Below are 13,946 nucleotides of genomic sequence, written 5' to 3'. Positions count from 1 at the left end.
CAATTGCATACGGCCCCTATCCGCCCGTTTCTTCGGCAAAGACCTCCTGCGCGGCATTCAGCCCGTTGATCGCCGCCGGCAGCCCGCCATAGACCGCCATTTGCCAGATGACTTCCAGGATTTCCGTCTCGCTGGCGCCTGCCGCGCGGGTGTGACGGATGTTGACCTTGAGCTGCGGCGCCGTCTGCCCGCCCAGCGCCGTGAGCGCCGCAACGGTGCAAAGCTGGCGGGTCTTCAGATCAAGCCCGTCCCGCGCGTAATGGCGCCCATAGGCCCATTCCACCAGCGCCTCGGCCATCCCGGGCACGGCGGGGTATGTCTCGGCCAGAACCTCCTCCAGACCCGGGTTCAGACGAGAGACGATTTCGCGGCCTTTTTCCAACGCGTCAGACATTTGCGTGCCCCTTTTCCAGATCCCGGTAATGCGCCACTTTTCGGTCCAGCAGCGCCAATGTGTCTTGCAATTCGGTGATCTTCAGAGCGACCGCCGCGCGCCGTTCTTCCAGCATCTGCCGCCTTGCCGCGCAGGTCTCGGGTCCCTGTACCCTGAGCTGAGCATAGCGGATGCGGTCGGCTTGTTTCATGCCCGTCGCGTTGAGCTGGCCCAGAAACGCGATCCAGCCCAGGACTTCGGCATCATACACCCGCCGCCCCGCCGCATCCCGCGCGGGCGGCGCGATGAGCCCGATCTTTTCGTAGAAGCGAAGCGTATCGATACTCAGCCCGCTTCGCTCGGCCACCTCGGATATCTTCATGGGCGCGCTCCTTGTGAGTCGCACAACTGTACGATCTGGAGTGCGCTCCAGAGCAAGAGGAAATCCTGAACTGACCAAGTCGAATGTTCGTTCCGAGCCCAATGTCACCGATGCTGCATCGGCCAAGCACGACGGCTTTCGGTATTGCGCACGCCTCCAGCAGGCTGCTGGAGAAGTCCTGCCCGATGGCTCAGAGCCCCGACACAGCCGCATTTGAGGCAGCCAACCTGTTATTTTCATGAATGCAGGTTTGTCGAAGATCTACTCTGAGCCAGCTCTTGACATATTCAGAGAGGCTTTTCAGCAGCTCGATAGCCTGCATACGAGACGAACGGCTTGATTGGGAAATTGCTCATGCCTAGGTTCACCGTGCAGTAGATGGAGAAGGCGATGGACGTGCACTACTATATCAGTGGCAGCTTGATTTACGAAGATAAGGATGGGGTCGTGCCAACGCCAGGGTCTAAGGTCGTTTTGGAAATGCAGAGCTACAAGAAGGGTCTCGCGGCGGGCTCGATAATCGAGTTTACCGTCGAGGGCGAATGTTGCGAACCTAACACTTACGACTTGAATTTGGGTATCGTTAGTATTGACGTAAATGGATACGATACGCTGAAGAAGGTTGAACCGGAAAGTTGATGCCCGCGCTGCGGTGTCGAGGTAACTGAGTGTGACAAGCAGACGTTTTTGGCTGATGCAGCGAACGGCAGCTTTGTCCGGTCAGCTGCCATTCATGAGTTTTCAAAAACTGAGGCGCCTAGAAAGGCGCCTCAGTTTTTTTATCCGGGGATGATCAGTCAATCATCGGCAGAAGCTTGTCCAGCGACGCCTTCGCATCGCCGTAGAACATCCGCGTGTTCTCCTTGAAGAAGAGCGGGTTCTCGATGCCGGAATAGCCCGTGCCCTGACCGCGCTTCGACACGAAGACCTGCTTGGCCTTCCAGCATTCCAGAACTGGCATACCGGCGATGGGGCTGTTGGGGTCGTCCTGTGCGGCCGGGTTCACGATGTCGTTGGAGCCGATGACGATGGCCACGTCCGTGTCGGGGAAATCGTCATTGATCTCTTCCATCTCCATCACGATGTCATAGGGCACTTTTGCCTCGGCCAGAAGCACGTTCATGTGGCCCGGGAGGCGGCCCGCGACGGGGTGAATGGCGAAGCGCACGTTCTTGCCCTTGGCGCGCAATTTGCGGGTCAGATCGCTGACCGCGCTCTGCGCCTGTGCGACGGCCATGCCGTAACCGGGGATGATAATGACGCTGTCGGCCTCGTTGAGCGCCTGTGCCACGCCCTCGGCCTCGATGGCGACCTGTTCGCCCTCGACCGCCATCTGCTCGCCCGTGGCGCCGCCGAAGCCGCCCAGGATCACGCTCACGAAGGACCGGTTCATCGCCTTACACATGATGTAGGACAGGATCGCGCCGGAGGAGCCCACGAGCGCACCCACCACGATCAGAAGGTCGTTGCCGAGGCTGAACCCGATGGCCGCAGCCGCCCAGCCGGAATAGCTGTTCAGCATCGACACGACGACCGGCATGTCCGCGCCGCCGATGCCCATGATCAGGTGATACCCGATGAAAAGCGCCAGCAGGGTCAGCAGAACCAGCGTCCAGCTTCCCGCATCGCCGAGATACATGGCCGCCAGGATCACCGAAGCCGCCGCAGCGCCTGCGTTCAGCAGATGGCCGCCCGGCAATTGCTTGGCCGAGGTGTCGACCTTGCCGGCCAGCTTGCCGTAGGCGATGACCGATCCGGTGAAGGTGACTGCACCGATCCAGATGCCCAGAACAAGCTCGACCTTGAGGATGTTGATCTCGACATTGGATTTCTTGGCGATCAGCTGCCCGAAAGAGGACAGACCGTCCGTGATCTCCTTGGGCAGACCGATCGCGGTGTATCCGTCCGGACCAACAGCTCCGAGAACCTGATCGTTGGCCTCGTAGATGCCCGACACCATGTTGATCATGATGTCGGCGTTGAAGCCCACGAAGACAGCGGCGAGACCGACAAGCGAGTGCATGATCGCCACAAGCTCCGGCATCTGGGTCATCTGCACCTTGGTGGCGAGCTGATAGCCGACAGCCGCACCCAGGGCGATCAGGATGATCGACGCGCCCCACAGGCCCTGGCCGGGCCCGACCATGGTCGCGATGACCGCAATCGCCATACCGACAACGCCGTACCAGACGGCGCGTTTCGCGCTCTCCTGCCCCGAAAGCCCCCCAAGGGAGAGGATGAAGAGAACCGCCGCGACCGCGTAAGCCGCAATAGTGAAACCGAATTCCATGTCTCTCGTCCCTGCCCTTTAGGATTTCTGGAACATGGCGAGCATGCGCCGTGTCACGAGGAAGCCGCCGAAGATGTTCACCGACGCCATGAAGACCCCCGCCGCGGCAAGGATGGTAATCAGGGCCGAGCTTGACCCGATCTGGATCAGCGCACCCAGAATGATGATCGACGAGATCGCGTTGGTCACAGCCATCAGCGGCGTGTGTAGGCTGTGGGCCACGTTCCAGATCACCTGGAAGCCAATAAAGACCGACAGAACGAAGACGATAAAGTGCTGCATGAAGCTTGCCGGGGCGACAAGACCCACCGCGAGGACAAGAGCCGCGCCGACGCCCAGCAGGGCGACCTGCTGCTTGGTCTGCGCCTTGAAGGCCGCGACCTCTTCGGCCCGGATCTCTTCGGGTGTCTTCTCCTTCGGCGGCTCTTTCTTCTGCGTCGCAATCGCCTGCACCTTGGGCGGCGGCGGCGGGAAGGTCACCTCCTTGGCGTGCGTAACGGTGGCGCCCCGGATCACGTCATCTTCCATGTTGTGGTCGATGACACCGTCCTTTTCGGGCGTCAGGTCCGTCATCATGTGGCGGATATTGGTCGCATAGAGGGTCGAGGACTGCGCCGCCATCCGGCTGGGGAAGTCGGTATAGCCGACGATGGTCACGCCGTTCGGCGTCACGATCTTGTCGTCCGGCACGGTCAGCTCACAGTTGCCGCCCCGCTCAGCCGCAAGGTCCACGATGACCGATCCGGGCTTCATCATCTCGACCATGTCCTTGGTCCAGAGCACCGGCGCATCGCGGTTGGGGATCAGGGCGGTGGTGATGACGATGTCGATTTCGGGCGCCATCTCGCGGAACTTGGCAAGCTGGGCTTCGCGGAATTCCGGGCTCGACGGGGCCGCATAGCCGCCGGTGGCCGCGCCATCCTGCTGTTCCTCGTCGAATTCAAGGAAGACGAACTCCGCCCCCATCGATTCAATCTGTTCAGCCACTTCAGGGCGCACGTCGAAGGCATAGGTGATGGCCCCCAGGGACGTCGCCGTGCCGATGGCCGCAAGACCGGCCACACCCGCGCCCACGACCAGCACCTTAGCCGGCGGCACTTTACCGGCAGCCGTCACCTGACCGGTGAAGAACCGTCCGAAATTGTTGCCCGCCTCGATCACCGCGCGGTAGCCGGCGATATTGGCCATGGACGACAGCGCGTCCATCTTCTGCGCGCGGGAAATCCGCGGGACCATGTCCATCGCGATGACAGTAGAGCCCCTGTCGGCCGCCGCCTTCATCAGCGCTTCGTTCGCAGCCGGGTAGAAGAACGAAATCAGCGTTTGCCCGTCGCGCAGGCGCTTGACCTCGGTGTCGTTGGGCGGGCGCACCTTGGCGACCACGTCGGCGGCCTTGTAGAGCGCGGCTGCCGTTTTCACGACCTCGACGCCCGCCTCTTTATAGGCCGCGTCCGAAAAACCTGCGAGCGCACCTGCTCCGGCCTCGATCACGCACTCATGCCCCAGCTTTTGAAGCTGAAGCGCGCTGTCGGGCGTCATGGCCACGCGGGCCTCGCCCTCAAACACTTCCTTCGGCGTTCCGATTTTCACCCTGACTGTCCCCCTTTGGTCATGCTGCGGCGCAAAATGTATCATCCTGCAAAGCTGTCCACTAACCCGCGCAACAAAATTGCGCAAGCGCGGGTCGGTCCTGCTATGGGATTTGTCGCAACCGCGTCATATCCAGCGGCGCACCTTGCTTTCATAGCGGGCAAACTCCGCCCGGAAGGTCCGGCGCATGCGGTTTTCTTCGGGAATGACGAAGCGTCGTTCGATCACCCAGACAAAGATCGGCACCAATGGGAGCGCTAGCACCGCATCCCAATAGAGAATCAGCCCCAGAAGGATCAGCGCATCGCCCAGATAGATCGGGTTGCGGCTGCGACTGAAGATGCCCGACTGGATCAGGTTGCTTGGGGTTTCATGCGGAATGACGGTGGTGCGGTGTTTGCGAAACTCCATCACCGCCAGCGCCATCAGCAGAACCCCGCCGCCGACCAGCAGCCCGCCCACAAGATCGGCCCAGCCGCCCCCGAAACTGAGCCCGAAATCATAGAACCGCGCCTGTCCCCAGGCCAGCAACAGGCAGGCCACCAGCCAGACCGGGGGAATGTCGATCCATTTCATGACACCGCTATTCCCACTCCATCTCCTCGAAAACCTGCCCGGCATTGCGTGTGGCCAGCTCTTCGAACGTATCCAGATGCGACCATGCGGACTGATCCACGTAATAGGCCCCAGCGAGGTCTCCGCCCTCGTCGATATGGGCCCGGATTTTGCCGCGCAGGTCAATCAGGTAATCGCGTGTATATCGCCGCACCTGGGCCAAATTGGTCGGGTGCCCGTGACCGGGGATCACATAGGTGGGGTTGAGCGGTTCCAATTGCGTCTCCCAGGTCTCGATCCAACAGCTTGTGCAGGTATGCGGAAAAATCGGTGGCATCCGCTCGTGAAACGCGAGGTCCCCGGCAATCAACATGTCCCAGTCCGGTAACCAGACCTGCAGATCTCCGGGATCATGCGCCGGCCCCATGTAGAGCACTTCAATCTTCACCCCCCCAAGGGTGACATCATAACGCTCTTCAAAAGTCAGGTTGGCATCCTCCACCCGGCTGCCCTCGGCCTTGTCGCGGTTGTAGCCCTCCATCCGCTGCAGGATCACGTCGGCGTTCTCCCGCGTCTCGGTCACCGCATCGACATGGGCCAGAACATCGATGCCCAGATCGCGCCAATACCCGTTGCCCAGCATCGCGTGCCCCTGCCCGTTCTCGTTGATCACCAGAACGACGGGCTGATCGGTGACCGCCTTGATCTCGTCATGCAAGGCCGCCGCCAGACGCGAAGAGGCCCCGGCATTGATCACGACAACCCCCTCATCGGTCACGATGAAGCTGAGATTGTTGTTATGTCCGCTATTCTCGTAGGTCGGTGGGGCCGTCGCGCCGATGGCGCTGAAGACATGCGGGATGACCTCCACCGGCTTCGAATAAAGCTCAGATTGCGGGTATTGATCGGCGATGTCCTGGCTGGCGGCAGCCGCCACCGGCAGCGCGACCGCGAGCGCTGTCCAAAAACGTATCATGAGGTCCTCCCATCCATCATTCATGCACACATTCACACTCATGAATGCATATGTAAAGTGACGGAACGGCACGGCTTGTGAGCCCTCGCCCGCCCGCTAGGCTGCGCGCAACCAAACGGGAGGAGCGATATGACACTTTCAGGCAAACACGCCTTGATCACCGGCGGCGGCACAGGTATCGGTCTGGCCATCGCCAAGGCCCTTGCGGCAGAGGGCGCACAGGTCACCATAACAGGCCGTCGGCAGGAGGTTCTGGACGAGGTCGCGACCGATGGCATGACCGGCATGGCCATGGATGTCCGTGACGAAGACGATGTCGTGGGTAAGATCACCACCGCGGTGGAGGCCCGGGGGCCGATCCAGATCTGCGTGGCCAATGCGGGCCTTGCCGAGGGGCGCGCCACCCACAAGACGACGATGGACTTCTGGCGCAACATGATGGCCACCAATCTCGACGGCGCCTTCCTGACCCTGCGGGAAGCGATGACGTCGATGCGCCAGACCGATTGGGGCCGGGTGATCACCATCGCGTCAATCGCCGGGGTGCGCGGCCTGCCGGGGGCGTCCTGTTACACCGCGTCGAAACACGGGCTGATCGGACTGACCCGCGCGATGTCGGAAGAATATATCGGCACAAATTACACTTTCAACGCGCTCTGCCCCGCCTATGTCGATACGCCGATCATCACCCGCAACACCGAAAACATCGCGCAGCGCACCGATCTGTCGGAAGAGGATGCGCGCAACACGATGATCAAAACGAACCGCCACAAACGCTTGATCGCGCCCGAGGAAATCGCCTCCGCCGCGCTCTGGCTTTGCCAGCCGGGATCGGAAAGCGTAAACGGTCAGGCCATCGAAATCGCCGGCGGGCAGATGTAGACGTCAGAGTGTCAGGCCAAGCTCGAACTGACCAATGGTCGGTTCAGCCCCTAGATCGAAGACGAAGCCACGGAAGCCCGGATCCGTGGCTTCCGCGTTCAGGACACGCAGCGGCGTGCCCAACTCCGCCGCCAGGGCGGCCATCAAAGCCCGACCGATGCCGCGCCGCCGTTGATCGGGCGCCACGGCGATCTGCGCCAGGGCAGTGGCGGGCCGGAACCCCGCCGCATATCCGCAAAGTGTTTCGTCGCGATAAGCCCCGAAAACGACCGCATCCGCTTCGGCGTCTTGAATCGCGCGATCTGCATTCTGCCAGCTTGGCGGCCAGTCCCGCCATCCATCGGTCCGATCCGCGCAAAGGCGCCAAGGTACCTCTTTGATCGAAAGGCCATCCACAGGCTCGGCGGTGACCTCGGGCAGGCTGAAACAATCCAGATCACGCAGCCGGTCATAGCCCAGCCTTTCGTAAAGCCTGCGGGCCTTCATGTTCTCTTCGATCACCTCTGTCGTGATCCGGCGGCACCCTGCCGCGCGCAGGGCATCGTTGCTCTGCTCAGCCATGTCCCGCGCGCGGCCTTCGCCACGATGGGCCGGAATGATGCCACTCGTGATCAGATAACCATCAAAGGCGCGGCGCCCAATCAGCCAAAGGCCCACCAGCGCATCATCCTGCCACAGAAGCGTCGACAGGTCCGGCGCAAAGCTGCGCTGGGTCATCATGAACTGGAATTGCTGCAATGTCGGCTGCATGGGCACCGCGTAATCCGAAAATGCGTCACCCATGATCGCGCAAAGCTGCGCGTGGCTGACGTCGCACGCATCCGTCGTTTTGTACATTCTGGACCTCATTTCGTACGTTTCGTGACCTTGGCCATGCAGGAAACGAACGCAAGCGTCTTTTCCTTCCGCGCGGCTGGACAGAACGCAATGGCGGGCCTAATGTTCCGAAAAGCTTTAAGCCTAAAATATCTCGTGGAGCGCCCATGACCGACTTCGCCGCCACCAAGGCCCTGTTTCACCTGCCCGAAGGCGTGATCTATCTCGATGGCAACTCCCTGGGCCCCCTGCCGGTCGCGGCAAAGGCAAGGGTGGACGCGATGATGCGCGACGAATGGGGCGAGATGCTGATCACCGGCTGGAACAAGGCCGGCTGGATGGCCCAGCCCACGGCACTCGGCGACCGGATCGGGCGGCTGATCGGAGCCGAGCCGGGGCATGTCACGGTAGGCGACACGCTGTCGATCAAGGTCTATCAGGCGCTTGCCGCCGCGTTGGAGTTGCGACCGGACCGGCGCATCGTTCTCACGGATAACGGGAATTTCCCGACGGATATCTACATGGCCGAAGGATTGCTTAAAAGCCTGGGTCAGGGGCATGAGCTGAAGATCGTGGACCCGGAGGCGGTGGCGGACCATATCACCGATGACCTCGCCGTACTAATGCTGACAGAGGTGGATTACCGCACGGGTCGCAAGCACGACATGGCCGCGCTGACCGCCACGGCACATGAGGTTGGCGCGCTAACCCTCTGGGATCTTGCGCATTCCGCCGGAGCCTTACCGGTCGACCTGTCCGGATGTGGCGCGGATTTCGCGGCAGGCTGCACCTACAAGTACCTCAATGGCGGCCCCGGCGCACCGGCCTTCATCTATGTCGCGCCCCGGCATGCCGGGCGGGCCGTACCGGCCTTGTCCGGCTGGCTGGGGCACGAGGCGCCCTTTGCCTTTGACCTCGACTATCGTCCCGGCAGCGGGATCGAGCGGATGCGCGTGGGCACGCCCGCGGTCATCCAGATGGCCGCCTTGGACGCGGCAATGGATGCGTGGGATGCAGCTTCGATCGAAGATATTCGTTCGAAATCAATTACATTGACCAATCTCTTCATTCAAGAGGTTGAGGCGGCCTGCCCCGACCTCACCCTCGCCTCTCCCCGTGATCCGGCGCAGCGGGGCAGTCAGGTTTCCTTCCGCTTCGCCGACGGTTATGCCGCGATGCAGGCGCTGATTGCGCGCGGCGTAGTTGGCGATTTCCGGGCGCCGGACATCATGCGTTTTGGTTTCACGCCGCTTTACATCGACGAGGATGACGTGCGTGCCGCCGCCGCGATCCTTGCGGATGTGATGACAAACCGCCTTTGGGATCAGGCCGAATACAAGGTCCGGGCGGCGGTGACATGATCCGCGCCTACCGCTCCGAAGACCACGCCGCCTGCTACGCCGTGTTCCGGCGCGCTGTGCTGGAGGGTGCGCGCGATTTCTATTCGGCTGCCGAACGGGACGTCTGGGCCGGTCCTGCGGAAACCGACCCGGGCAAACCGGACAAATTGCTCGACCAATGGTGTTGGGTCGCCGAAAAGGACAATGATATCCGTGGCTTCATGAGCCTGACCAAAGACGGCTATCTCGACATGGCCTTCGTTCTGCCCGAGGAGATGGGCAAAGGCACGGCCCGAGAATTATACGACGCGCTGATCACTAAGGCGCGGACCGAGGGGTTCGACCGCCTCACCGTGCATGCCAGCCACCTCGCCCGCCGCTTCTTCATCAAGCAGGGCTGGCAGGTGGAATACGCCGAGGAGCACGCCAAGGGCGGGCAGGTCTTCGAGCGGTTCTACATGTCGCTGAACCTCAAGGAAACCGTGTGATGTCAGACCCTTACGATCCGGGCGCCGAAGGTGCGCAAATGTCGTTCGACGGGCGGATGTCCTATGGCGATTATCTGGGGCTGACGGCCCTTCTGGAGGCCCAGCATCCGCTCTCGAATGCGCATGACGAGATGCTCTTCATCATCCAGCACCAGACGTCAGAGCTGTGGATGCGGCTGGCGATCCACGAATTGAGCGCGGCGCGACAGGCGCTGCAGGGAGAGGACATGCGCCCGGCGTTCAAAATGCTGGCGCGGGTCAGCCGGATCTTCGAACAGCTCAACAGCGCATGGGACGTGCTGCGCACCATGACGCCTAGCGACTACACAACGTTCCGCGAGGCGCTTGGGCAAAGCTCGGGCTTTCAGTCGCATCAATACAGGCAGATCGAATTCATGCTGGGCAACCGCAACCTGTCGATGCTCAGGCCGCATGCGCACCGCGCGGATCTGACCACGTTGCTTGAGGCGGAACTGGCCCAGCCTTCGCTTTACGACGTGGCGCTTGGCGCGCTGCATCGGGTCGTGCCGTTGCCGGAGGGCGTATTGACCCGCGATCTAAGGCGGCCGCATCTGCCGAATGACGCCGTGGCCGAGGCATGGAGCGTGATCTACCGCGATCCCCAGACGCATTGGACACTCTATGAACTCGCGGAAAAGCTCGTTGATCTCGAAGACTACTTCCGCCGCTGGCGCTTTAACCACGTCACCACGGTGGAACGCGTGATCGGCTTCAAGCGCGGCACCGGAGGGACGGGAGGGGTTACCTATCTCAAGCGCATGCTGGAGGTGGAATTGTTTCCGGAGCTGTGGCACCTGCGGACGGGGCTTTAGCGCGCTTTACGCGCTCAACACGCCGATCGCGCAGTCAATCCCGCAGCCGACAGCGCGGCAAAGTGATCGACATGACTGCGAAAGGCCTCATATTCGCCGACCTGCTTGAACCCCTTCAAAGCCGTCGTGAACATTGCCGCCATGTCCTGAGCGGGCGCGGTCAGGGTCACACGACCCACCTTGGCCTCTCGTTGCAGCCAGTCCGCGTAGATCTCCGTCAGCCGCGCCTCGCCATCCTCGGCAATGTCGGCCGCGATCACGTTGCCGGTATCGATCAACTCCAGACCATGGGGTGAGGTGAGCATCGCCTCTTTGATCGACCCACCCTGTTTGACGAAGGCATCGGCCAGGATCTCTGCTACCGGCGCGTCCCGTGACAAGGCCTGCCGCACCTCCTCGACCGCATCATCGTAGTAGAACTGCGCCAGACTGCGAAAGATGTCTTCCTTGTTGCGGTAATGCAGGTAGAGGGCGGGCCTGGACATGCTGGCGCCGCGCGCGATGTCATCCATCGAAGTCTTGCGAAACCCATAGGCCGCAAACGCGTTCCAGGCCGCTTTCAGAATGGCCTTCTGTTTTGGGTCAACCGCTCCATCCTTCATGAGCCTTGTGTGACAGTCGGCGGCAAACATGTCAATTGACAGCCTGACATATTGAACTAATATTGTCAGGAACGATCAGCCAGCCGGAGGTTCAGCCATGTCGACATCTCTCACCATCAACGGAACGGCCCATCAGGTCGATTTGCCGGAGGATGTTCCCCTCCTCTGGGTCCTGCGGGACGAGATCGGGCTGACCGGCACGAAATTCGGCTGCGGCGTGGCCGCTTGCGGCGCCTGCACGGTGCATATCGGTGGCGAGGCAGTGCGCAGCTGCCAGGTGGCCCTGGGCGATGTCTGGGACGAGGTGACCACGATCGAGGGAGTGGGCACGCCGGACGCGATGGCCGCTGTCCAACGCGCCTGGGTGCAGGAGCAGGTGGCACAATGCGGGTACTGCCAGTCGGGGCAGATCATGCAGGCAACCGCGCTTCTGACGGAAAACCCGGATCCCACGGACGAAGACATCAACGATGCGATGCAGGGCAATCTTTGCCGCTGCGGGACCTATCCGCGCATCCGGGCCGCGATCAAGTCGGCCTCGGCGATGATGAAGGAGGCGTAAGAGATGGCCAGCATCGGTAAAATCCTCCGCCGCACCTTTCTGATCGGGTCGACCGCCATCGTGGGCGGTGTGGCCTTTGGCGCCTATTGGGTAAGCCGCCCCGCCGCGAACCCGCTGGAGCCCGGCGAGGGGGAAGCGGCGTTGAACCCGTTCGTCTTTGTCGACCAGCAGGGTGTGACGCTGATCGCACCGCGTGCCGAAATGGGCCAAGGCGTACACTCCACCTGGGCCGCGCTGATCGCGGAAGAACTGGACGTGACCCTCGAGAACGTGCACGTCCTGCACGGGCCACCGGCCAAAGCCTATTACAACAGCGCGATGATCGGTGACGCCCTGCTCAACAAAGGCTACGATATCAGCGACTTCCAGCACAATGTGGGTGAGGTTCTGGGCGTGATGGGCAAGGTCGTGAACCTGCAGGTCACCGGCGGCTCCACCTCAATGAAGGACGGGTTCGTCCGCATGCGCGAGGCGGGTGCCACCGCCCGCGAGACCCTCAAAGAAGCGGCCGCCCAGCAATGGGGCGTGAACCGTGCGGATCTGCGGACCGAGGCCGGCAAGGTGATCGCGCCCGACGGGACCGAGCTGACCTATTCCGAACTCGCCGAAACGGCCAGCGCCATCGACCCGGTGCGCACGGGCCTGCGCGACGCACGCGAATGGCGCTATCTGGGCAAGACCACGCCCCGCATCGACATGGTGGGCAAAGCGACCGGAACGGCGGAATTCGGTGTCGATGTCCGCCTGCCGGGGATGAAATTCGCGACCGTCCGCATGAACCCGCATCTGGGCGGGGGCATGGCCTCTTACGATGACACAGCAGCACGGGCAATGCCAGGGGTTGAACAGATCGTCGATCTGGGCAACGGCATTGCGGTCGTGGCCACCAACACATGGCTCGCCATGCGCGCCGCCGAGGCGGTGGAGATAGATTGGGAGGCCTCCCCCAACCCGCCGACCACGGATGCGCTGTTTGAGATAATCGAAGCCGCGTTCGACGCAGACGCCAATTCCGCCCTGCGTGACGATGGCGATGTTTCGACCCTGCCGGAAGGCGCGACGGAGGTCAGCGCGGAGTACAAGCTGCCCTATCTCGCCCACGCGACGATGGAACCGATGAACGCCACGGCGATCTATCGCGGCGACAGCCTGGAGATCTGGTGCGGCAACCAATCGCCCACCTTCCAGCAAACCCGCTGCGCCAACACCGCGGGTCTGGAGAATGATCAAGTCATCATCCACACCACCCTCCTAGGCGGTGGCTTCGGCCGCCGGGCCGAGCTTGATTTCGCCGAACTGGCCACCCGGGTCGCCATGGCCGTGCCCGACACGCCCGTTCAGGTGACCTGGAGCCGGGAAGAGGACATGCAGCATGACTATTACCGCCCCGGCGCGATGGCGCGATTCCGTGGTGCGGTCAAGGACGGCACGGCGGTGATGCTCGACGGTCAGGTCTCGGCCCAGTCTGCGGTCTTTCAGGCGATGGACCGTCTCGCGGGCCTGCCGCCCGGAGGGCCGGACAAGGTGCTGGTCGAAGGCGCCTTCAACCAGCCCTACGCGATCCCGAACTACCGCATCCGGGGACATGTGGCGGACCTGAACGTGCCCGTGGGCTTCTGGCGCTCGGTCGGGAATTCGTTCAACGGGTTCTTCCACGACACGTTTCTGGACGAGATGGCCCATGCTGCCGGCGCCGACCCGCTGGAGTTTCGCCTCGCCCTGATGCGCGAGGAACACGCGCCCAGCGCGGGTTGCCTCGAGGCCGTGCGCGACATGTCAGGCTGGACCGGCCAGACGCCCGAGGGCGTGGGGCGCGGCGTGGCCTTCACCTACAGCTTCGGCACGCCCGTCGCGCAAGTCATCGAGGTGGTGGAGGAAGACGGGACCATCCGAATTGCAAAGGCCTGGATTGCCTGTGACATGGGGATCGCGCTGGATCCGGGCAATATCGAGGCGCAAATGTTCGGTGGCATGATGTACGGCCTGTCGGCGGCGTGTTTCGAAGAGACTACGTTCACCGACGGCGCCGTCGATCAGCTCAACTTCCCCGACTACGACGCCCTGCGTATGCATACGGCGCCCGCAGTCGAGGTGCGTGTGCTCGAGACCAATCCGCATATGGGCGGCGCCGGAGAGCCCGGAACCCCACCCGCCATGCCCGCACTCGGCAATGCGCTTTTCGATCTCACCGGCATCCGCGCGCGCGAACTACCACTCACGAAAACCTTTGATCTGCTGATCTGAAATGGGGGCCGTT

General features: G+C 62.3%; 15 protein-coding genes. 7 read left to right on the top strand and 8 right to left on the bottom strand.

What is annotated here, in order from left to right; all coding sequences use genetic code 11:
- Positions 1–16 precede the first annotated feature (16 nt).
- Together CFI11_RS08700 and CFI11_RS08695 are read right to left on the bottom strand one after the other, a co-directional pair.
- Complete coding sequence (locus CFI11_RS08700; RefSeq protein WP_130405028.1) at positions 17–394, bottom strand: carboxymuconolactone decarboxylase family protein; 378 nt, start codon at positions 392–394, stop codon at positions 17–19.
- A complete protein-coding gene (locus tag CFI11_RS08695; protein WP_130405026.1) occupies positions 387–755 on the bottom strand; it encodes a MerR family transcriptional regulator in 369 nt (122 codons plus the stop codon). The genes CFI11_RS08700 and CFI11_RS08695 overlap by 8 nt, the downstream gene beginning before the upstream one ends.
- A 390-nt stretch (positions 756–1,145) precedes the next feature.
- Here CFI11_RS08695 and CFI11_RS08690 point away from each other — a divergent pair, with 390 nt between their 5' ends.
- Positions 1,146–1,394, top strand: a complete 249-nt coding sequence (locus CFI11_RS08690) for a hypothetical protein (protein WP_130405024.1) — start codon at positions 1,146–1,148, stop codon at positions 1,392–1,394.
- Positions 1,395–1,548: 154 nt separating this feature from the next.
- Here CFI11_RS08690 and CFI11_RS08685 read toward each other — a convergent pair whose 3' ends face one another.
- From CFI11_RS08685 to CFI11_RS08670, 4 genes are all read right to left on the bottom strand, one after another.
- Positions 1,549–3,045 carry an NAD(P)(+) transhydrogenase (Re/Si-specific) subunit beta gene (locus tag CFI11_RS08685; RefSeq protein WP_130405022.1) on the bottom strand — a complete coding sequence of 499 codons (1,497 nt, stop codon included), beginning with the start codon at positions 3,043–3,045 and terminating at the stop codon, positions 1,549–1,551.
- A gap of 18 nt (positions 3,046–3,063) precedes the next feature.
- Positions 3,064–4,635 carry a Re/Si-specific NAD(P)(+) transhydrogenase subunit alpha gene (locus CFI11_RS08680; RefSeq protein WP_130405020.1) on the bottom strand — a complete coding sequence of 524 codons (1,572 nt, stop codon included), beginning with the start codon at positions 4,633–4,635 and terminating at the stop codon, positions 3,064–3,066.
- 126 nt (positions 4,636–4,761) lie between these two features.
- The gene (locus CFI11_RS08675) at positions 4,762–5,211 is read right to left on the bottom strand and encodes an isoprenylcysteine carboxylmethyltransferase family protein (protein ID WP_130405018.1); all 450 of its coding nucleotides are present in this window, start codon (positions 5,209–5,211) and stop codon (positions 4,762–4,764) included.
- A 7-nt stretch (positions 5,212–5,218) separates the two neighbouring features.
- A complete protein-coding gene (locus CFI11_RS08670; protein ID WP_130405016.1) occupies positions 5,219–6,166 on the bottom strand; it encodes an MBL fold metallo-hydrolase in 948 nt (315 codons plus the stop codon).
- Positions 6,167–6,295: 129 nt separating this feature from the next.
- Between CFI11_RS08670 and CFI11_RS08665 the strand changes: the two genes are divergently transcribed.
- The gene (locus tag CFI11_RS08665; RefSeq protein ID WP_130405014.1) at positions 6,296–7,048 is read left to right on the top strand and encodes an SDR family NAD(P)-dependent oxidoreductase; all 753 of its coding nucleotides are present in this window, start codon (positions 6,296–6,298) and stop codon (positions 7,046–7,048) included.
- A gap of 3 nt (positions 7,049–7,051) precedes the next feature.
- Here CFI11_RS08665 and CFI11_RS08660 read toward each other — a convergent pair whose 3' ends face one another.
- Complete coding sequence (locus tag CFI11_RS08660) at positions 7,052–7,885, bottom strand: GNAT family N-acetyltransferase (RefSeq protein ID WP_165390221.1); 834 nt, start codon at positions 7,883–7,885, stop codon at positions 7,052–7,054.
- 146 nt (positions 7,886–8,031) lie between these two features.
- Between CFI11_RS08660 and kynU the strand changes: the two genes are divergently transcribed.
- Genes kynU through kynA form a run of 3 tightly spaced genes read left to right on the top strand, consistent with a single transcriptional unit; the run spans position 8,032 to position 10,525 of the window.
- Positions 8,032–9,225, top strand: coding sequence for a kynureninase (kynU, locus tag CFI11_RS08655; protein ID WP_130405010.1), 1,194 nt, complete (start codon positions 8,032–8,034; stop codon positions 9,223–9,225).
- Positions 9,222–9,692, top strand: coding sequence for a GNAT family N-acetyltransferase (locus CFI11_RS08650; RefSeq protein ID WP_130405008.1), 471 nt, complete (start codon positions 9,222–9,224; stop codon positions 9,690–9,692). Before kynU ends, CFI11_RS08650 begins: the two co-directional genes overlap by 4 nt.
- Positions 9,692–10,525: a tryptophan 2,3-dioxygenase gene (gene kynA, locus CFI11_RS08645; protein WP_130405006.1), complete on the top strand. Its 834-nt coding sequence runs from the start codon at positions 9,692–9,694 to the stop codon at positions 10,523–10,525. The genes CFI11_RS08650 and kynA overlap by 1 nt, the downstream gene beginning before the upstream one ends.
- A 14-nt stretch (positions 10,526–10,539) precedes the next feature.
- On the opposite strand, the gene CFI11_RS08640 is transcribed toward kynA, so the two are convergent.
- Entirely contained in the window at positions 10,540–11,127 is a 588-nt protein-coding gene (locus CFI11_RS08640) for a TetR/AcrR family transcriptional regulator (RefSeq protein ID WP_130405004.1), read from the bottom strand.
- A gap of 97 nt (positions 11,128–11,224) precedes the next feature.
- Between CFI11_RS08640 and CFI11_RS08635 the strand changes: the two genes are divergently transcribed.
- On the top strand, positions 11,225–11,689 hold the full coding sequence (locus tag CFI11_RS08635; protein ID WP_130405002.1) for a (2Fe-2S)-binding protein: 465 nt from the start codon (positions 11,225–11,227) through the stop codon (positions 11,687–11,689).
- 3 nt (positions 11,690–11,692) lie between these two features.
- Entirely contained in the window at positions 11,693–13,933 is a 2,241-nt protein-coding gene (locus CFI11_RS08630) for a molybdopterin cofactor-binding domain-containing protein (protein ID WP_130405000.1), read from the top strand.
- The last annotated feature ends 13 nt before the right edge of the window (positions 13,934–13,946 follow it).

The organism is Thalassococcus sp. S3, from assembly GCF_004216475.1.
Classification (GTDB): domain Bacteria; phylum Pseudomonadota; class Alphaproteobacteria; order Rhodobacterales; family Rhodobacteraceae.
Note: the sequence above shows the minus strand (reverse complement) of the source record. Positions and strands in the feature narration are given on the sequence as shown.